At 59.5% G+C, this 18,787-nt stretch carries 20 protein-coding genes and 2 pseudogenes; 1 reads left to right on the top strand and 21 read right to left on the bottom strand.

The genetic code is table 11. From position 1 onward, the window contains the following. Nucleotides 1-566, top strand: a 566-nt coding sequence (locus AC1DH9_RS11410) for an alpha-isopropylmalate synthase regulatory domain-containing protein (RefSeq protein ID WP_477808184.1), incomplete at its 5' end; no start/stop codon positions are given. A gap of 200 nt (nucleotides 567-766) precedes the next feature. Here AC1DH9_RS11410 and AC1DH9_RS11405 read toward each other — a convergent pair. From AC1DH9_RS11405 to AC1DH9_RS11305, 21 genes and pseudogenes are all read right to left on the bottom strand, one after another. Next, the gene (locus AC1DH9_RS11405) at nucleotides 767-1,558 is read right to left on the bottom strand and encodes an amidohydrolase (RefSeq protein WP_427544405.1); all 792 of its coding nucleotides are present in this window, start codon (nucleotides 1,556-1,558) and stop codon (nucleotides 767-769) included. Next, nucleotides 1,546-2,694, bottom strand: coding sequence for a pyridoxal phosphate-dependent aminotransferase (locus AC1DH9_RS11400; protein WP_427544408.1), 1,149 nt, complete (start codon nucleotides 2,692-2,694; stop codon nucleotides 1,546-1,548). The genes AC1DH9_RS11405 and AC1DH9_RS11400 overlap by 13 nt, the downstream gene beginning before the upstream one ends. Nucleotides 2,695-2,859: 165 nt before the next feature. Then, on the bottom strand, nucleotides 2,860-4,323 hold the full coding sequence (gene der / locus AC1DH9_RS11395) for a ribosome biogenesis GTPase Der (RefSeq protein WP_477808183.1): 1,464 nt from the start codon (nucleotides 4,321-4,323) through the stop codon (nucleotides 2,860-2,862). 144 nt (nucleotides 4,324-4,467) lie between these two features. Next, on the bottom strand, nucleotides 4,468-5,619 hold the full coding sequence (bamB, locus tag AC1DH9_RS11390) for an outer membrane protein assembly factor BamB (RefSeq protein WP_477808182.1): 1,152 nt from the start codon (nucleotides 5,617-5,619) through the stop codon (nucleotides 4,468-4,470). Next, nucleotides 5,612-6,253, bottom strand: a complete 642-nt coding sequence (locus tag AC1DH9_RS11385; protein WP_427544417.1) for a tetratricopeptide repeat protein — start codon at nucleotides 6,251-6,253, stop codon at nucleotides 5,612-5,614. Before AC1DH9_RS11385 ends, bamB begins: the two co-directional genes overlap by 8 nt. A 40-nt stretch (nucleotides 6,254-6,293) precedes the next feature. Continuing rightward, nucleotides 6,294-7,583 carry a histidine--tRNA ligase gene (gene hisS, locus AC1DH9_RS11380; protein WP_427544420.1) on the bottom strand — a complete coding sequence of 430 codons (1,290 nt, stop codon included), beginning with the start codon at nucleotides 7,581-7,583 and terminating at the stop codon, nucleotides 6,294-6,296. A 23-nt stretch (nucleotides 7,584-7,606) separates the two neighbouring features. Then, entirely contained in the window at nucleotides 7,607-8,716 is a 1,110-nt protein-coding gene (gene ispG / locus AC1DH9_RS11375) for a flavodoxin-dependent (E)-4-hydroxy-3-methylbut-2-enyl-diphosphate synthase (protein WP_427533318.1), read from the bottom strand. Nucleotides 8,717-8,719: 3 nt separating this feature from the next. After that, the gene (locus AC1DH9_RS11370) at nucleotides 8,720-9,757 is read right to left on the bottom strand and encodes a RodZ domain-containing protein (protein WP_427544423.1); all 1,038 of its coding nucleotides are present in this window, start codon (nucleotides 9,755-9,757) and stop codon (nucleotides 8,720-8,722) included. After that, nucleotides 9,757-10,515 (bottom strand): type IV pilus biogenesis/stability protein PilW, encoded by a 759-nt coding sequence (gene pilW / locus AC1DH9_RS11365; protein ID WP_427544426.1) that lies wholly within the window; start codon nucleotides 10,513-10,515, stop codon nucleotides 9,757-9,759. The genes AC1DH9_RS11370 and pilW overlap by 1 nt, the downstream gene beginning before the upstream one ends. 12 nt (nucleotides 10,516-10,527) lie before the next feature. Then, nucleotides 10,528-11,407, bottom strand: a pseudogene (gene rlmN / locus AC1DH9_RS11360) (23S rRNA (adenine(2503)-C(2))-methyltransferase RlmN). 28 nt (nucleotides 11,408-11,435) lie between these two features. After that, a complete protein-coding gene (gene ndk, locus AC1DH9_RS11355; protein ID WP_427533321.1) occupies nucleotides 11,436-11,861 on the bottom strand; it encodes a nucleoside-diphosphate kinase in 426 nt (141 codons plus the stop codon). 90 nt (nucleotides 11,862-11,951) lie between these two features. Next, on the bottom strand, nucleotides 11,952-12,152 hold the full coding sequence (gene iscX / locus AC1DH9_RS11350; protein ID WP_123582281.1) for a Fe-S cluster assembly protein IscX: 201 nt from the start codon (nucleotides 12,150-12,152) through the stop codon (nucleotides 11,952-11,954). Nucleotides 12,153-12,166: 14 nt separating this feature from the next. Continuing rightward, nucleotides 12,167-12,508, bottom strand: a complete 342-nt coding sequence (fdx, locus tag AC1DH9_RS11345; protein WP_054595801.1) for an ISC system 2Fe-2S type ferredoxin — start codon at nucleotides 12,506-12,508, stop codon at nucleotides 12,167-12,169. Between the two features lie 3 nt (nucleotides 12,509-12,511). Beyond that, a complete protein-coding gene (gene hscA, locus AC1DH9_RS11340) occupies nucleotides 12,512-14,374 on the bottom strand; it encodes a Fe-S protein assembly chaperone HscA (RefSeq protein ID WP_427544432.1) in 1,863 nt (620 codons plus the stop codon). A 51-nt stretch (nucleotides 14,375-14,425) separates the two neighbouring features. Next, entirely contained in the window at nucleotides 14,426-14,947 is a 522-nt protein-coding gene (gene hscB, locus AC1DH9_RS11335; RefSeq protein WP_427533323.1) for a co-chaperone HscB, read from the bottom strand. An 8-nt stretch (nucleotides 14,948-14,955) separates the two neighbouring features. Further along, nucleotides 14,956-15,279 (bottom strand): iron-sulfur cluster assembly protein IscA, encoded by a 324-nt coding sequence (iscA, locus tag AC1DH9_RS11330; protein WP_019693468.1) that lies wholly within the window; start codon nucleotides 15,277-15,279, stop codon nucleotides 14,956-14,958. 34 nt (nucleotides 15,280-15,313) lie between these two features. Beyond that, nucleotides 15,314-15,700: a Fe-S cluster assembly scaffold IscU gene (iscU, locus tag AC1DH9_RS11325; RefSeq protein ID WP_003443374.1), complete on the bottom strand. Its 387-nt coding sequence runs from the start codon at nucleotides 15,698-15,700 to the stop codon at nucleotides 15,314-15,316. 93 nt (nucleotides 15,701-15,793) lie between these two features. Continuing rightward, nucleotides 15,794-17,008, bottom strand: a complete 1,215-nt coding sequence (locus tag AC1DH9_RS11320; protein ID WP_019693469.1) for an IscS subfamily cysteine desulfurase — start codon at nucleotides 17,006-17,008, stop codon at nucleotides 15,794-15,796. A gap of 50 nt (nucleotides 17,009-17,058) precedes the next feature. After that, nucleotides 17,059-17,550: a Fe-S cluster assembly transcriptional regulator IscR gene (gene iscR, locus AC1DH9_RS11315; RefSeq protein WP_477808181.1), complete on the bottom strand. Its 492-nt coding sequence runs from the start codon at nucleotides 17,548-17,550 to the stop codon at nucleotides 17,059-17,061. A 251-nt stretch (nucleotides 17,551-17,801) separates the two neighbouring features. Then, nucleotides 17,802-18,578: a serine O-acetyltransferase gene (cysE, locus tag AC1DH9_RS11310; protein WP_477808180.1), complete on the bottom strand. Its 777-nt coding sequence runs from the start codon at nucleotides 18,576-18,578 to the stop codon at nucleotides 17,802-17,804. Nucleotides 18,579-18,580: 2 nt separating this feature from the next. Further along, nucleotides 18,581-18,787 (bottom strand): annotated as a pseudogene (locus AC1DH9_RS11305) (tRNA (cytosine(32)/uridine(32)-2'-O)-methyltransferase TrmJ); the annotation flags it as partial.

The following is an 18,787-nucleotide window of genomic DNA, read 5'->3' as shown; positions in this document are numbered from 1 at the left end:
GCTACGAGGCGGTGATTCGCGTCAACAGTCAGTCCGGCAAGGGCGGTATCGCTTACCTGCTGGAACAGGAATACGGCATCAACTTGCCGCGCCGCATGCAGATCGAGTTCAGCCAGGTGGTACAACGCGAGACCGATCGCCTGGGCCTCGAGATGACTGCCCAGCAGATCCACGCGCTGCTGCATAGCGAGTACTTGCAGGCCAACACGCCGTACGCGCTGGTCAGCCATCGCTTGCAGGAAGAGAACGGTCACAGCGCTGTTGAAGTTGAGGTCTCCAGCAAAGGCCAGGGCGAAACCAACCTGCACTGGCGCGGCAAGGGCAACGGCGCCCTGGAAGCACTGGTGGCCGGTCTGCCGATTCCGGTGGAGATCATGGACTACAACGAACACGCGATCGGCGCAGGCACCAACGCCAAGGCTGCGGCCTACATTGAACTGCGCGTGAACGGCGAGCGTGCAGTGCATGGCGTCGGTATCGATGAAAACATCACCACCGCCAGCTTCAAGGCCCTGTTCAGCGCGCTGAACCGCTCCCTGAGCCAGCCGGAAGCGAAAGCGGCGTAACCCCCCGCCCGCTGAAACGCAAAAGGCCCCGAGGTGAAAACCTCGGGGCCTTTTTTATCTTCATGGTTTTTCGTTGCCTGTCAGGCCCTCATCGCGAGCAGGCTCGCTCCCACATTGAATTTGTACAGGTCCATCAATCAGCACATAACCCTGTGGGAGCGAGCCTGCTCGCGATAGCGGTCTGTCAGGCGGCGAAAATCTCAGGTCAGTTCGAAGGTATCGGCATCCAGATTCGCCGGGAACCGCATGCGATACGCCGCCAGCTCCGCGGCACTCAGCACGACCTGAAACACCCCATCGGCCTCACCGGCACCCAGCAGCGTCTCGCCCTGGAAATCCAGCACCTGGCTATCACCGGTATACGCAAAGCCTTTACCGTCAGTGCCAATCCGGTTCACCGCGGCGACATAGCAAAGGTTCTCGATGGCCCGCGCCGGCAGCAAACGGTTCCAGTGCTGACGCCGTGCACCCGGCCAGTTGGCGGTGTACAGCAGCAGGTCGGTGTCTTGCGCATCGCGGCTCCACACCGGGAAACGCAGGTCGTAGCAAATCAGCGGACGCACCCGCCAGCCCTTGAGCTCGAACTGCACCTGATGCTCGCCGGCGGTGTAATGTTTGTGCTCGCCAGCCATGCGAAACAGGTGACGCTTGTCGTAATGCAGGACCTCACCGTCCGGCCGCGTCCACAACAGTCGATTGCGATGGCTGCCATCGGCGGCCTGGACAATCACGCTGCCGGTAATCACCGCGTCAAGTTTGGCGGCCTGCGCTCGCAACCATTTACTGGTCGGGCCGTTTTCCGCTTCAGCGAGGGTTTGCGACTCCATCGAGAAGCCGGTGGTGAACATCTCCGGCAGGATGATCAGGTCGGCGCCCCGCGCCTGCTCCAGCAACTGTTCGAAATGCTCGAGATTGGCCTTGCGGTCATGCCAGGCCAATGTGGTCTGGATCAACGCAACGTTCAGATCGGGCAAGGTAGTCAAATCGCGCATAGTTTCTCCGCTGCCTGACGCAGCGTCTCCTCACGCTTGGCAAAACACAGGCGCACCAGACGCTGCTCTGGCAGCGGGTTCTGGTAGAACACCGAAATCGGGATCGCTGCCACGCCATGCTCGCGCGTCATCCACTTGGCCATCTCGACATCGTTCAGGTCCGGACGGATCTGCGAATAGTCGACCAACTGGAAATAGGTCCCGGTGGCCTTGGTAAAGCTGAACCGCGAAGGCGCCAGCAAATCACAGAACAGATCACGCTTGGCCTGATAAAAACCCGGCAACTCTTCGACATGCTCCGGATGCTCGGCCATGAAGTCGGCCAGCGCGTACTGCAACGGGGTCACACCGCAGAAACTGACGTATTGATGCACCTTGCGCAGTTCTTCCGAGAGTGCCGGTGGCGCAACCACGTAGCCGGTCTTCCAGCCAGTGACGTGGTAGGTCTTGCCAAAAGAACTGACCACGAAGGCCCGCCGGTACAGCTCTTCATGGGCCAAAACGCTGGCATGCGCTACACCGTCAAACACCAGGTGTTCATACACCTCGTCGCTGATCAGGTAGATATCGCGGTCACGAATCAAGGCCGCCAACTGATCCAGCTCGGCACGCGAGATCAGCGCACCGCTCGGGTTATGCGGCGAGTTGAGGATGATCATTCGCGTGCGCGGGCTCAGCGCTTCGCCGAGCTTCTGGAAGTCGATGGCGAAATCCTTCCCCGCCAGCGGCACATGTACGCAACGACCGCCGGCCAGCGCCACCGAAGGCTCATAACTGTCGTAGGCCGGATCGAAGACGATCACTTCGTCACCGCTGTGGATAACTGCCGCAATGGCGCAGAAGATCGCCTGGGTCGCGCCGGGAGTGATGGTTACCTCGGTGTCGGCATTGACGCTCACGCCATAGCTGCGAGCGATCTTCGCCGCCACTTGCTGGCGCAGCGCCGGCAGGCCGGTCATCGGTGAATACTGGTTATGGCCATTGGCGATGTGCCGGCCGACCGCATCGCACAAGGCTTGCGGCGCATCGAAATCGGGGAACCCCTGGGACAGGTTGATCGCGCCGGTCTGTGCCGCGAGCTGAGACATTTGGGTGAAAATAGTGATGCCGATATTCGGCAGCTTGCTGGTGATCATCGGTGATTCCCTACTGAACACCCGACGCTAACGGCGGCGCGGGAGAGCCCGAGGATAGCTCAAACGCCAGACACGAAAAAGGGCGCCATGGGCGCCCTTCTTCTAATACAGCCGCCTAACCTGTGGCGAGGGAGCCCATCCCGAGGGGACGAGCCGGCGCACCAATCAGCGCTTGTCGCGGCGCTTCTTGTCGGCTTTCTTGTGGTGCGACATCAAGCGGCGCTTCTTGTTGACCTGACGGTCGGTGAGCGTGTTCTTGTTGCCTTCGTACGGGTTCTCGCCGCCTTTGAACTCGATGCGGATCGGCGTACCGACCAGCTTCAAGACGCGACGGTAAGTGTTTTCCAGGTAACGGACGTAAGAGTTCGGAACCTTCTCGACCTGATTACCGTGGATCACGATCAGCGGCGGGTTGGCACCCCCCAAGTGGGCATAACGCAGCTTGATCCGGCGGTTGTTGACCATCGGTGGCGCGTGCTCGCCAACGGCGTCTTCGAGGATCTGGGTCAGGCGGTTGGTCGGCCAGCGAGTGATCGCCGACTTGAACGAGTTCTGTACCGACTGGTACAGGTTGCCCACGCCAGTGCCGTGCAGCGCCGAGATGAAGTGGATATCGGCGAAGTCGACGAAGAACAACCGACGCTCCAGCTCGATCTTCACGAAATCACGCTCGGACGGCGTCATGCCGTCCCACTTGTTCAAGGCGATAACGATGGCACGACCGGCTTCCAGGGCAAAACCCAGCAGGTTCAGGTCGTGGTCAACCACGCCTTCACGGGCGTCCATCACGAAGATCACCACGTTGGCGTCTTTGATCGCTTGCAGGGTTTTGACCACCGAGAACTTTTCAACTTCCTCGTGGATCTTGCCGCGCTTGCGCACACCCGCAGTGTCGATCAGCGTGTACTTCTCTTCGTTACGCTCGAACGGGATGTAGATACTGTCGCGGGTGGTGCCGGGTTGGTCATAGACGATTACCCGGTCTTCACCGAGCATGCGGTTGACCAGGGTCGACTTGCCGACGTTCGGGCGACCGATGATGGCGATCTTGATGCCATCTTTTTCGCTCGGACCCGGAATCCGGATCGCTTCCTCGCCTTCGGCGACGTTAGCGTTGAGATCCTCTTCTTCGGTGTCACGCGGGAATTCGCTCAGGGCGGCTTCCAGCAGTGTGTTGACACCGCGACCTTGCGCACCAGCCACACCAATGGCGTGGCCCATGCCCAACGGGGCGAATTCGGCGCGGGCCATTTCAGGATCGATGTTGTCGATCTTGTTGGCCACCAGCAGGGAGCGTTTGTTGCGCTTGCGCAAGTGCTCGGCAATCATCTGGTCGGCGGCGGTGAAGCCAACCTTGGCATCTACCAGGAACRGAACGACATCGGCTTCTTCGATAGCCAGCAGCGACTGCTCGGCCATCTTTTCATCCATGCCGTGCTCATCACCGGAAATACCACCGGTGTCGACCAGGATGTAGGAGCGCCCTTGCCACTTTGCCTCACCGTATTGGCGATCACGGGTCAGACCGGAAAGGTCGCCAACAATAGCGTCGCGGCTTTTGGTCAGGCGGTTGAACATGGTGGATTTGCCGACGTTCGGTCGGCCCACCAGGGCGATTACGGGAACCATGCGGCTCTCCACTTCGTTATTTCAGAAAATACAAAAGCCGCTGCGAGGCAGCGGCTGGTGCTCGGGGCAGCACATGACGTGCCGCAAAGCCTTGCGGAGCAAGGCTGCCTGGGAACATCGCTATCCCCAAGCATAGTCAAACCATTACTTGATGGTCAGGGCTTCCAGTTTGCCGCTGTTGCCATACACGTAAATCATGTCACCCACCACCAGCGGACGGGCACGCAGGCCGTCGCTGTCGATGCGTTCACGGCCGACGAAACGACCGTCCACCTGACTCAACAGGTGCAGGTAACCTTCCAGGTCACCGACTGCAACGTAACTGGAGAACACTTCCGGTGCCGATAGTTGACGGCGAGCCAGCGAGTCGTTGCTCCACAAGGAGGTGGTCGAACGCTCGTCGACGCCTTCAACGGTACCCGAAGACAGGCTCACATAGACGCTGCCGAAACCTTGGGCGACACCGGCATAGCTGGAAGCATCACGCTGCCAGAGCTGACGACCGCTTTGCAGGTCCAGGGCCGCTACGCGCCCCTGATAGCTKGCGACATAGACCTTGTCGCCGGACAGCAGCAGGCCACCGTCGATATCGACCACGCGTTCCAGCTCCGAGCGACCCTGTGGAATCGCAATGCGCTGCTCCCACACCGGCACGCCGTTGGAGATATCCAGCGCCACGACTTTACCGGTCGACAGGCCGGCAATCGCCAGGCGGTTGGTCACGATCGGCGCACTGGTGCCGCGCAGAGTCAGGACCGCTGGCGTGCTGTCATACAACCAGCRCTGGTTACCGGTGGAAGCATCCAGACCGATCAGACGATCGTCCTGGGTTTGAACCACCACCACGTCACCGTTGTTGGCAGGCGGTGCGAGCACTTCACTGGTCACGCGAGCGCGCCATTTCTCTTCACCGGAGCTTGCATCCAGGGCAACCACTTCGCCCTTGAGCGTGCCGATCATGACCAGACCRTAACCCACGCCAACGGCGCCGGACACAGGCAGCTCAAGATCTTTCTTCCATTTGACGTCGCCGTTCATGCGATCCAGCGCCATCACCACGCCTTTGACGTCGGCAGCATAGATGGTGTTGCCATCGATGGCCGGCACCAGCATGTTGTAGGTCTCGCCCTGGCCGTTACCGACCGAACGGCTCCACTGCTTTTGCAGGACCACTTCTTCCTTGAATTTGACCAGCTCGGCCGGCGGCAATTCTTTTTTGCTGTTGCTGCTGCAACCCGCGGCCAGAATGGCCAGAGCCAGCAATGCTGCATGTTTCCAACGGATCACGTCACGCATCCCCTTTGGCCAGGTCGTCCAGCTTGATTTGTAAGCCACCGACCGCCGCTTCATCCGACAGCGCAGCCTTGGCTTTTTGGTAAGCAGCATGGGCTTCATCGGTACGACCCAACTGGACCAACAGGTCACCCTTGAGTTCTTCGCGAGTGGCCAGGAATGCCTGATCGGCATCACCTTCGAGCAATTTCAGTGCTTCGTCAGCCTTGTTCTGTGCGGCCAGGACCTGGGCCAGACGCTGACGCGCCACTTCGCCCAGCGCCGGGTTGGCAGGTTTGTCAGCCACAACCTTGAGCTGGCTTGCAGCGTCATCCAGCTTGCCGCTGTCGACCGCGACTTTCGCCACGAACAGGCTGCCGTATTGGGCGTAAGCCGTGCCGCCGAACTCGCTGTTGAGCTTGTTCGCGAGGTCCGCTACACGGGCCGCGTCAGGCTTGCCGTCCGGGGTCAGCGTGGTTTCCAGCAATTGCTGGTAAAGCATCGAGGCGCCTTGCGACTGATTGCTCTGATACTTGTGAAACGCCTGCCAGCCGAACACGATGACCAGCGCCAACAGGCCGCCGGTTACGAGAGGTTTGCCGTTACGCTGCCACCAGTCTTTGAATTCCGCCAGATGTTCGTCTTCGGTACTCGACACCCCAATACTCCTTATTCGCTAAATCGGCTGTTTGACAGCTTCAACCCTGCACGACGCAGGTGGCCAGGTGAGCGGCAAGCGCATCCCAGGCAATGCTTTGTTGTTCGCCCTGGCCACGCAGGGGTTTGAAACCTACCACTTGCTGGGCCATTTCGTCGTCACCGAGGATCAATGCGTATAGCGCACCGCTCTTGTCGGCCTTCTTGAACTGACTTTTGAAGCTGCCCGCGCCGGCATTGATCTGCAGGCGCAGGTTTGGCAACTGATCACGAACCCGCTCGCTCAGTGTCAGAGCGGCCAGTTCGGCAGCCTCACCGAAGGCGCACAGGTAGACGTCAACCTGCCGGGAGATTTCTTCCGGGATCTGCTCCAGGGTTTCGAGCATCAGCACCAGGCGCTCGATGCCCATGGCGAAACCAACGCCCGGCGTCGGCTTGCCGCCCATCTGCTCGACCAGGCCATCGTAACGGCCACCCGCGCAGACAGTGCCCTGGGCGCCGAGTTTGTCGGTGACCCATTCGAATACGGTTTTGCTGTAGTAATCCAGCCCGCGCACCAGCTTCGGGTTGATCACGTAAGGAATGCCGGCTGCGTCCAGACGCGCCTTGAGGCCCTCGAAGTGCACGCGGGATTCTTCATCGAGGTAGTCGGCCATCTTCGGTGCATCGACCAGCGCCGCCTGGGTATCGGGGTTCTTGGTATCGAGCACTCGCAGCGGGTTGGTTTTCAAGCGGCGCTGGCTGTCTTCGTCCAGTTGGTCCAGGCGTGCCGTCAGGTACTCCACCAGCGCATCGCGATAACGAGCGCGAGAGGCGCTGGTGCCCAGGCTGTTGAGCTCAAGCTTGACCGCGTCACGGATACCCAGCTCGCCCCACAGGCGCCAGGTCAGCACGATCAGTTCGGCGTCGATGTCCGGACCATCAAGGTTGAAAACTTCGCAACCGATCTGGTGGAACTGACGATAACGGCCTTTTTGCGGACGCTCGTGGCGGAACATCGGGCCGATGTACCAGAGTTTCTGCACCTGGCCACCGCCGGAGATGCCGTGCTCAAGCACTGCACGTACGCAGGCTGCCGTGCCTTCAGGACGCAGGGTCAGCGAGTCGCCGTTACGGTCCTCGAAGGTGTACATCTCTTTTTCGACGATGTCGGTCACTTCACCGATGGAGCGTTTGAACAGCTCGGTGAACTCGACGATCGGCGTGCGAATCTGCTTGTAACCGTAGTTATCCAGCAGACGCGAAACGGTGCCCTCGAAGTGACGCCACAGCGGGGTCTGTTCGGGCAGGATGTCGTTCATGCCACGTATGGCTTGCAGAGACTTGCTCACTATAAATCCTTAAATTCGTTCGATCAGCCGCGCGCGATCAGCGCTGCGTCGGCTTCGACCTTTTCGGCCGCTTTCTGGCGGATCAACCTTTCCAGCTCATCCACCAGATTGTCATTCGTCAATTTCTGCGACGGCTTGCCATCGATGTAAATCAGGTTCGGCGTACCGCCAGTCAGGCCGATATGGGCCTCTTTGGCTTCGCCGGGACCGTTGACCACGCAACCGATGACCGCGACATCCAGCGGCACCAACAGATCTTCGAGGCGCCCTTCCAGTTCGTTCATGGTTTTYACCACATCGAAGTTCTGCCGCGAGCAGCTCGGGCAGGCGATGAAGTTGATGCCACGGGAACGCAGATGCAGGGACTTGAGAATGTCGTAGCCGACTTTCACTTCCTCGACCGGGTCAGCCGCCAACGAGATGCGAATAGTATCGCCAATCCCTTCGGCGAGCAGCATACCGAGGCCCACGGCGGATTTCACTGTGCCTGAACGCAAACCGCCGGCTTCAGTGATGCCCAGGTGCAGTGGCTGCACGATTTCCTTGGCCAGCAGGCGATAGGCTTCGACGGCCATGAACACGTCGGAGGCCTTCACGCTGACCTTGAAGTCCTGGAAGTTCAGGCGTTCAAGGTGCTCGACGTGACGCAGGGCCGACTCGACCAGCGCGGCCGGTGTCGGTTCGCCGTATTTCTTCTGCAGGTCTTTTTCCAGCGAACCGGCGTTGACGCCGATCCGGATCGGAATCCCGCGGTCACGGGCAGCATCGACCACCGCGCGCACACGGTCTTCACGACCGATGTTGCCCGGGTTGATCCGCAGGCAATCGACGCCCAGTTCGGCTACGCGCAAGGCGATCTTGTAGTCGAAGTGAATGTCGGCAACCAACGGCACCTTGACCAGTTGCTTGATTCGACCGAAGGCTTCCGCCGCGTCCATGTCCGGAACGGAAACCCGCACGATGTCGACACCAGCCGCTTCCAGACGATTGATCTGGGCCACGGTGGCAGCAACGTCATTGGTGTCGCTGTTGGTCATGCTCTGTACAGCGATAGGCGCATCACCGCCCACCGGTACCGAACCAACCCAGATCTTGCGGGATTCGCGACGTTTGATTGGAGATTCGCCGTGCATGACTTATTGACCCAACTTCAGGCGAGCAGTCTCGCCACTGGTGAACGGAGCTACATCGACCACTTGCCCGTTGTAGCTGACCTGCGCGCCACGGGCGTAGCCCAGGCGTACTGTAAACGGTGGTTTACCGCTGACGTCGGCGGTTTCGCCCTTACGCTTGAGACCGCTCAACAGCACTTTGCCGTTGCCATCGGTGACTTGCGTCCAGCAATTGGCAGAGAACTGAATCTGCACCTTACCCGCGCCGGCAACCGGAGTGGCCGGAGCAGCAGCCGAAGCGGCAGGTGCTGGCACGGCAGCCACGACGGGCGCTGGCGCAACAGCCACAACCGGGGCCGCTGGCGTCGCAACAACCGGGGCAGGCGCGGTACGCACTGGAGCAACAACCGGGGCCGTCGGTGCAACCACCGGGGCGACCGGAGCAGCTGGCGTCGGCGCTTCGGCATTTGTCTGAACTTCGGCAGTCGCCTGGCCTTCCGGCAATGCCAGAGGCGTGCCGGCTTCGACCTGGCCTTCTACCACGGCCTGATCTTCCGGCTCGTCGAGCGGATGGATCTGCGTGGTGCCATCGGCGCCTTCGACTTCGACGTGTTCCGGGCTCAGACCGATCAGGTCCTTGGTGCGCAGCGAGGTTTGATCCTGCCACCAGACAAAACCGCCCCCCACCACGGCCATCAGCAACAACAGGCTGACGATGCGCAAAATGGTGTGGGAGACCCGCGATGGCTCCTCGATACGCCCAAGGCTGTGCACGTTGCTGCCCTGGGAGTCGGTGCCGGTGTGCTGGTCGAATTGCTGGACCAGAACGGCCTGGTCCATGCCGAGCAATTTGGCGTAGGCGCGGATATAGCCGCGAGCAAAGGTATGCCCCGGCAGCTTGTCGAAAGCGCCGTCTTCCAGATTCTTCAAGGAATTAGCGGTGAGATTGAGCTTGAGCGCTACTTCCGCCAGCGACCAACCATTGCTTTCGCGGGCCTGACGCAGGGTCTCTCCGGGGTTTACGCGAGTCGCTGCTACAACTTCTGGATGCGCCGCTTTCATCATTGCTCCGACAGGTATTGCTGATATTCCGGCGTACCGGGATAGAGTCGTTTTAATTGCAGGCCAAAACTGGCGGCCTTGTCGCGATCGTCGAACACTTTGGCCAGCCGAACGCCGAGCAATAGACTACGTGCATTTTGCTCGGCGAGCAGGCTAAAACGATCGTAATAGTCACGCGCGGGCACATAATGCCTGTCTTCGTACGACAACTCAGCCATTTCCAGCAACGCACGTGGCTGTTGACGGTTCAGGCGCAGGGCTTTTTCCAGGTGCTGCCGGGCCAAGTCACGCTGACCGAGCATTGAAGCCGTCATGCCGAGGTTCTCGAAAACCCGCGAACGCTCCGGATAAAGGCTATCGGCAGCCGCTTGTTCAAAGCGCTCGTAAGCTTCTTTGTAACGTTTCTCTTCAAAGAGAAAGCTGCCGTAGTTGTTCAGGATACGAGCATCGCCAGGACGAGCGGACAATGCCTTGCGAAAATGCTGATCCGCGAGTTCAGGTTCCATCTCGGCCTGAAACACCAGGCCCAATGCTGCGTTGGAATCCGGGTCGGCGCTATCCAGTTCGAGGGCCTTCTTCAACGGGACTTTCGCCCGTTCGGTCATGCCCTGCTGCAGATACCCCACGCCCAACTGCACATACGCAGCACGCGCCTCATCGCGCCCCTTGCTGGTTTTCATCGGATTGAAATCACCCGACAGAACACAACCAGCCGACAGGCTGGCGAACAGCAGAAGCAGCGCTAGGCGCAGTGACATAGAGATCCTCTCTTAAGTACGATTCGCAGCGTCTTGCGGCATATCGTTGTCGGCGCTCAACTCACGCACGGCGATATAACGTTCGCTACGACGGGTGCGATCCAGCACCTGTCCTACCAATTGGCCACACGCAGCGTCGATGTCTTCGCCACGGGTGGTGCGCACGGTGACATTGAAGCCAGCGTGATGAAGTTGATCCTGGAAACGACGGATGGCGTTGTTGCTCGGCCGCTCGTAACCGGAATGAGGGAACGGGTTGAACGGGATCAGGTTGATCTTGCAAGGCGTGTCCTTGAGCAACTCGATCATTTCAACCGCATGCTCGACCTTGTCATTGATGTCCTTGAGCAAGGTGTACTCGGTCGAAGTTCAGCAGCGGCTCACCCATGCYCATCATCACCACGTTGGTGATGGCACGGTCGGCGGTTGCCGGGATGCTGCCGAACGATTTATTGGCAATCCACACCTGGCCGATGACTTCGGCGGCGGTGAGGTTGCTGTTGAAACCTTGCTTGCCGGTGGAGCAGAAACTGCAATCCAGGGCACAGCCTGCCTGGGACGAAACGCACAGAGTGCCGCGCTTGCCCTGGGGAATGTAGACGGTCTCGACGCAGCTGCCGGACGCCACGCGCACCACCCACTTGCGGGTGCCGTCGCTGGAGATGTCCTCGCTGACCACTTCGGGGCCGCGAACTTCGGCAATCGCCTTGAGCTTGTCGCGCAAGGCCTTGCTGACGTTCGTCATGGCGTCGAAATCATCGACGCCAAGGTGGTGAATCCACTTCATTACCTGACTGGCACGGAAACGCTTCTCCCCGATTGAGTCGAAGAATTTTTCCATTTCCGGCTGAGTCAGACCCAGCAGGTTAGTTTTTGCAGTCGATGTAGTCATGGATTCACCTTCACTCATAAGCCAGTGCTTAGCGAGTGGTTACTTCAGTAGCTGCGAAGAAGTACGAGATTTCGCGAGCAGCAGCGGCTTCGGAGTCCGAACCGTGCACAGCGTTGGCGTCGATGGAGTCAGCGAAGTCAGCGCGGATGGTACCGGCAGCAGCTTCTTTAGGGTTGGTAGCGCCCATCAGCTCACGGTTCAGAGCGATAGCGTTTTCGCCTTCCAGAACCTGAACGACAACCGGACCGGAGATCATGAAAGCAACCAGGTCGCCGAAGAAACCGCGCTCTTTGTGCTCAGCGTAGAAGCCTTCAGCTTCAGCTTTGGACAGCTGCTTCATTTTCGAAGCTACAACGCGCAGGCCAGCTTTTTCGAAACGAGTGGTGATCTCGCCGATGACGTTTTTTGCAACTGCATCAGGCTTGATGATGGAGAAAGTACGTTGAACAGCCATGGTGTAACTCCAGAAACGGTAATTTGCGAAAAATTAAACCCGCGAATTATACGCGGGTTCTTGGGTATTGCCTAACGGCGTACAGTGCGTTCAGTCTGCTTCTTCGATCCAGGCCGCTTGAATCGCTTCAAGTACCTTCTCGCCACCGCGGGTCGGATCATCACTGAACTCCGGCAGAGCCATGACCCAGCTGTGCAGATCGACGAAGTTCACGTAACGCGGATCCACATCCGGCTTGCTGTCAGCCAGCTGGATCGCGATTTCCAGCACATCAACCCATTTAAGACTCATGCCAGTTCCTTGAATCAGTGCGGCGCTTCGGCAGCGTGGTTGAGCGAGTATTTAGGAATTTCAACGGTCAGGTCTTCAGTCCCGACGATTGCCTGACAGGTCAGGCGCGACTGCGCTTCCAGACCCCAGGCCCGATCAAGATAGTCCTCTTCCAGCTCATCGGCCTCATTCAGCGAGTCAAAGCCTTCGCGAATGATGCAGTGGCAGGTGGTGCAGGCACAGACGCCGCCGCAGGCGCTCTCGATCTCGATATGGTTCTCATGAGCCACTTCGAGAATGGACTTGCCGGTCTCAGCCTCTACGACCATTCCGTCCGGGCAATGCTCGGCGTGTGGCAGAAAAATGATCTGCGGCATCAGTTATTCCTCGATTTCATTCAGGTTGCGCCCCGCCAGAGCGGCTTTCACCGTCGAGTCCAGGCGGCGGGCAGCAAAGGCATCGGTCACTTGCGACAGACGCTTGGTCTGCTGCTCGATGGCGTAACCATCGGTGCCTTTCATCAATTCGGTCAGTTCCTGCATCTGCAATTCGATGACCATGCGTTCTTCGGCGTCGAGCAGGCGCTCGCCGTCGACATCGAGGGCGCCCTGCACCGCTTCGATCAAACGCTGGGCATCGACCTGCTGTTCACGCAGTACGCGGGCGACCTTGTCGTCGTTGGCGTGCTGGAACGAATCCTTGAGCATGCGGGCGATTTCGCCGTCGGTCAGGCCGTAGGACGGCTTGACCTGAATGCTCGCCTCGACGCCCGAACCCAATTCGCGGGCAGCCACGCTGAGCAAGCCATCGGCATCGACCTGGAAGGTCACGCGAATCTTCGCCGCACCTGCGACCATGGCCGGAATGCCGCGCAATTCGAAGCGCGCCAGAGAACGGCAATCGCTGATCAGCTCGCGCTCGCCCTGCAGCACATGAATCATCATGGCCGACTGGCCGTCTTTATAAGTCGTGAAGTCCTGAGCGCGAGCGACCGGGATGGTGGTGTTACGCGGAATCACCTTCTCCATCAGACCGCCCATGGTTTCCAGCCCCAGGGACAACGGAATCACGTCGAGCAGCAGCAGTTCGTCGCCATCGCGCTTGTTGCCCGCCAGGGTATCGGCCTGGATCGCAGCACCAATGGCCACCACTTGATCCGGATCGATCTCGGTCAGCGGCTGACGACCAAAGGCTTCAGCTACGGCGTCGCGAACACGCGGCACGCGGGTCGAACCGCCGACCATCACCACCGCTTTCACGTCTTCCAGTTCAACACCGGAATCACGCACGGCGCGACGACAGGCTTTCAGGCTGCGAGCAACCATCGGCTCGATCAGCGCATCAAAGGCTTCGCGGGTCAGCTCGGATTTCCAGTCGTTATAAACGACTTCAACCGTCGCGGCATTCGTCAGGGCTTCCTTGGCCGCGCAAGCGGTTTGCAGCAGATGACGCTGCGCACCCGGATCGAGGTCGGCAGACAGGCCCGCGCGCTCGATGATCCAGCCAGCAATCGCGTGATCGAAGTCATCGCCGCCCAGGGCACTGTCGCCACCGGTCGCCAGCACTTCAAAGACACCGCCGGTCAGACGCAGAATCGAAATATCGAAAGTGCCGCCGCCCAGGTCGTAAATGGCAACCAGGCCTTCAGCATGCTGATCCAGACCGTAAGCCACCGCCGCAGCGGTTGGCTCGTTGAGCAAACGCAGCACGTTCAGACCGGCCAGCTTGGCCGCATCCTTGGTTGCCTGGCGCTGTGCGTCATCGAAGTAAGCCGGAACGGTAATCACCGCGCCAACCAGTTCGCCGCCCAGCGTCAACTCGGCGCGCTGACGCAACACCTTGAGGATATCGGCGGACACTTCGACCGGGCTTTTCGGCCCTTGCACAGTGTCGATGAACGGCATGTGCGACTCGCCATCGACAAAGCGGTACGGCAGCTGCTCGCCCAATTGCTTGACGTCGGACAGACCACGACCCATCAAGCGCTTGACCGACAACACCGTGTTCAGCGGATCGGTAGCGGCTGCCAGCTTGGCGGACTCGCCGACCTCGACACGGTCAGCGTGATAGCGCACCGCAGACGGCAGGATCACCTGCCCGTCAGCGTCGGCCAGTGGCTCGGAAAGACCACTGCGCAACGCAGCGACCAGCGAATTGGTAGTGCCCAAGTCGATCCCCACAGCCAGACGACGCTGGTGCGGTTGAGGACTTTGGCCGGGTTCGGCGATCTGCAGTAGGGCCATCGTTATCAGGACTTATCTGTATATCAGGCGTGCGACCGAGGCGGCACTGGGTTAATCGTCGAGGCGCTCTTCTAACTGGCGCACTTCGTAGGTGAGCTTGTCGAGGAACTGCATGCGCCGCATCAGGCGTTCGGCCTGTTCACGCTGCACTGCATCATTCCAGCAAGCTGCGAAGCTTTCGTTCAGTACATCCTGAGCGACCTTCAGGCGGCGCTTGAATACCACAATCCCGGCCAGATCGGCACTGTCTTGCAGGTCTTCGAGCTCTTCGCGCCATTGCATCTGCTGCAGAAGAAATTCCGGATCATGCACCGTGACCTCCAGCGGCAGCTCGCGACCACCCATGGCGAGCAGGTAACGCGCGCGCTTGGGGGGACTTTTGAGCGTCTGGTAGGCCTCGTTGAGGCTAGCGGATTGCTCTAGCGCCAGCCGTTGCTCACGCTCGGAAGCGTCAGCAAAGCGGTCTGGATGAACGCTGCGCGCCAACTCACGGTAGCGCGTAGCCAGCTGGTCGAGGTCCAGATTGAAGCTCGGTTGCAGCTCAAATAAAGCGAAATGACAAGGAGTACCCACGAGCAGCCTCAGATGTTGAAGCTTTCGCCGCAGCCACATTCACCGCGCACGTTGGGATTGTTGAACTTGAAGCCTTCGTTCAACCCTTCCTTGACGAAATCGAGCTCGGTGCCGTCCAGGTAAGCCAGGCTTTTCGGATCGATGATCACTTTCTCGCCATGACTGACGAAGACCTGATCGTCGGCCCCTACCTCATCGACAAACTCCAGCACGTAGGCAAGGCCGGAACAGCCCGTGGTGCGAACACCCAGACGAATCCCATCACCCTTGCCGCGCCCGTCGAGGGAGCGTCGCACGTGTTGAGCAGCCGCTTCTGTCATGCTGATAGCCATCGGTGACTCCTTACTCGTCGCCAATACTTGAAAGTCAGATCAAGCCTTTCTTCTGCTTGTAATCGCGAACGGCAGCCTTGATGGCGTCTTCAGCGAGTACCGAGCAGTGGATTTTCACTGGCGGCAAGGCCAGTTCTTCAGCCAGCTGGGTGTTCTTGATGGTCTCGGCTTCGTCCAGAGTCTTGCCCTTCATCCACTCGGTAGCGAGGGAGCTGGAGGCAATGGCAGAGCCGCAGCCGTAGGTCTTGAACTTGGCGTCTTCGATGATGCCTTGCTCGTTGACCTTGATTTGCAGGCGCATAACGTCGCCGCACGCCGGAGCGCCGACCATGCCGGTGCCGACATCAGGATCTTCCGCGTCCATCTTGCCGACGTTGCGCGGGTTCTCGTAGTGGTCGATGACCTTTTCGCTGTAAGCCATGATTAATCCTCACTCATCAGAGAGTCGCTCTTGGGGCCCTGCAAGCCAGCTTTTCAACTGGGTTACAGAGCCCGTGTACGGCGACTTAATTCGTTAGTGTGCCGCCCACTCGATTTTCGAAATGTCGACGCCGTCTTTGTACATGTCCCACAGCGGCGACAGAGCGCGCAGCTTGGTGACGGCCTCGCAGACTTTCTGCGCGGCATAATCGATTTCTTCTTCGGTGGTGAAGCGGCCGAAGGTGAAGCGAATCGAGCTGTGTGCCAGTTCGTCGTTGCGGCCCAGGGCGCGCAGTACGTACGAAGGCTCAAGCGACGCCGAGGTACAGGCCGAACCGGACGATACCGCCAGGTCCTTGAGCGCCATGATCAGCGACTCGCCTTCAACGTAGTTGAAGCTCAGGTTCAGGTTGTGCGGAACGCGGGCGGTCAGGCTGCCGTTGACGTACAGCTCTTCGAGGCCTTCGACCTGCTTGAAGAAACGGTCGCTCAGGGCTTTGATCCGAACGTTTTCGGCAGCCATGTCTTCCTTGGCCACACGGAACGCTTCGCCCATGCCAACGATCTGGTGAGTGGCCAGGGTGCCGGAACGCATGCCACGCTCGTGACCGCCGCCGTGCATGGTCGCTTCAAGGCGAACACGCGGCTTGCGGCTGACGTACAGCGCGCCGATGCCTTTAGGACCGTAGGTCTTGTGGGCCGAGAAGGACATCAGGTCGACTTTCAGCTTTTGCAGGTCGATCTCGACCTTGCCGGTGGACTGCGCAGCGTCGACGTGGAACAGGATGCCCTTGGAACGGGTCAGTTCACCGATGGCTGCGATGTCGTTGATGGTGCCGATTTCGTTGTTCACGTGCATGACCGACACCAGGATGGTGTCATCGCGCAGCGCGGCTTCGATCATTTCAGGCGTTACCAGACCGTCTTCACGAGGATCGAGGTAGGTCACTTCGAAACCTTCGCGCTCCAGTTGGCGCATGGTGTCGAGGACCGCCTTGTGTTCGATCTTGGTGGTGATCAGGTGCTTGCCCTTGGTGCTGTAGAAATGCGCGACACCCTTGATTGCCAGGTTGTCGGACTCGGTGGCACCGGAGGTCCAGACGATTTCACGCGGGTCGGCGTTGACCAGGTCGGCGACCTGGCGGCGAGCGTTTTCGACCGATTCTTCGGCTTTCCAGCCGAACACGTGGGAGCGGGACGCCGGGTTACCGAAGTTTCCGTCGACCAGCAGGCATTCACTCATCTTTTGCGCGACACGCGGATCAACCGGGGTGGTCGCAGAGTAATCAAGGTAAATCGGCAATTTCATGGACTCTCTCCTAAATCAGGCTGGCTGGCGTGCCGCTAGCTCTTTGGCTGTCATTCGACGGCGGACGCTTCGATCTTGTCCAGACGCGGTGTCTTGYTGTTGCAACGACGCTGGTCCTGACGCTGGGCTACTTCTTGCACTTCACGGCGAGTGACAAGGTCAGCCAAGCTGATACCGCTCAGAAATTCGTGGATTTGCAGGCTCAGATCACACCACAAGTGGTGGGTCAGACAGGTGTCGCCGCCATGGCAATCACCCAGTCCCTGGCATTTGGTTGCATCGACCGATTCGTTGACCGCATCGATCACCTGAGCGACCTGGATGCCCTGCATGTCACGCGACAGCTGGTAGCCACCGCCTGGTCCGCGGACACTGGAAACCAGATTGCTGCGGCGCAATTTGGCGAAGAGCTGTTCGAGGTAGGACAGGGAAATGCCTTGGCGCTCAGAGATATCGGCCAGGGACACCGGGCCATGTTGCGCGTGCAACGCCAGGTCAAGCATGGCGGTGACAGCGTATCGGCCTTTTGTAGTCAGTCGCATGGACAATTACCACGGAGTTACGGGATGGGGGCGAGTATGCAATTCCCGAGTATTCAAGTCAACTATAAGACCTAGTACTTTAGTCAGGTTTACCCGCAAAAGAGCGCGCGCACTATAACAAAGGCTGGAGGTGATCGACCAGCAAATGCGCGTTATCGTTCTTCGCKAGCAAGCCCGCTCCCACACTTGATCTGCGCAACACCAGAGATCCAGTGTGGGAGCGAGCCTGCTCGCGATGGGGCCACCCCGGTTTAGCTGGCCTGACTTTCATCCTTGCCTTTTACACAGGCGAAGTCTTCTTCGCGCAGCTCAGGCAAGTCCTTGGCACAGTAAGGGCTGCCCAGATCCTTGAGCGCGCCGCACATGTCTTCCAGTCGACCATCGACCRCTTGCAGGTGATCCAGCAACTGACCGATGGCACGCGCCACCGGGTCCGGCATGTCTTCGCTGACGCCGTAGGCATCAAAACCAATCTTCTCGGCCATGGCCTTGCGCCTGGCTTCCAGCTCATCATCGGACTTGACGATGATCCGCCCTGGAATCCCGACCACTGTCGCTCCTGCCGGAACAGCCTTGGTCACAACCGCATTGGAACCCACCTTGGCACCCGCGCCCACGGTGAATGGCCCCAACACCTTGGCGCCCGCCCCTACCACTACGCCGTCTTCCAGCGTCGGGTGGCGCTTGCCTTTGTTCCAGCTGGTACCACCGAGGGTCACGCCTTGATACAGCGTCACGTCATTGCCGATTTCGGCGGTTTCGCCGATGACAATGCCCATGCCATGGTCAATAAAGAAGCGACGGCCGACCTTGGCCCCAGGATGGATCTCGATCCCGGTCAACCAGCGGCCGAAGTTCGATACCAACCGCGCCAGCCATTTCCAGCCCATGCCCCATAACGCCGACGACAGGCGATGAATCCAGATGGCGTGCATGCCCGGGTAGCAGGTCAACACCTCAAACGCATTACGTGCCGCCGGGTCACGGTGGAAAACGCTCTGGATATCTTCACGCAAACGCTCGAACATCATTAATCCTTCCGTTTAAGAAGCTCACCACGGGCCGCTTTCTGGGTTTCCGTGAGGATGCCACGCAAAATATTCATTTCCGCCCGGCTGACCGAGCTTCGTCCGTACAACCGGCGCAGGCGCGCCATCAAGTGCCGTGGTTTTTCCGGATCGAGAAACTCGATGGCCACCAGCGTTTGCTCCAGGTGCTCATAGAATCGCTCCAGCTC

This window comes from Pseudomonas sp. 05T35, assembly GCF_056396605.1.
This window is presented reverse-complemented; position numbering and strand designations above follow the sequence as displayed.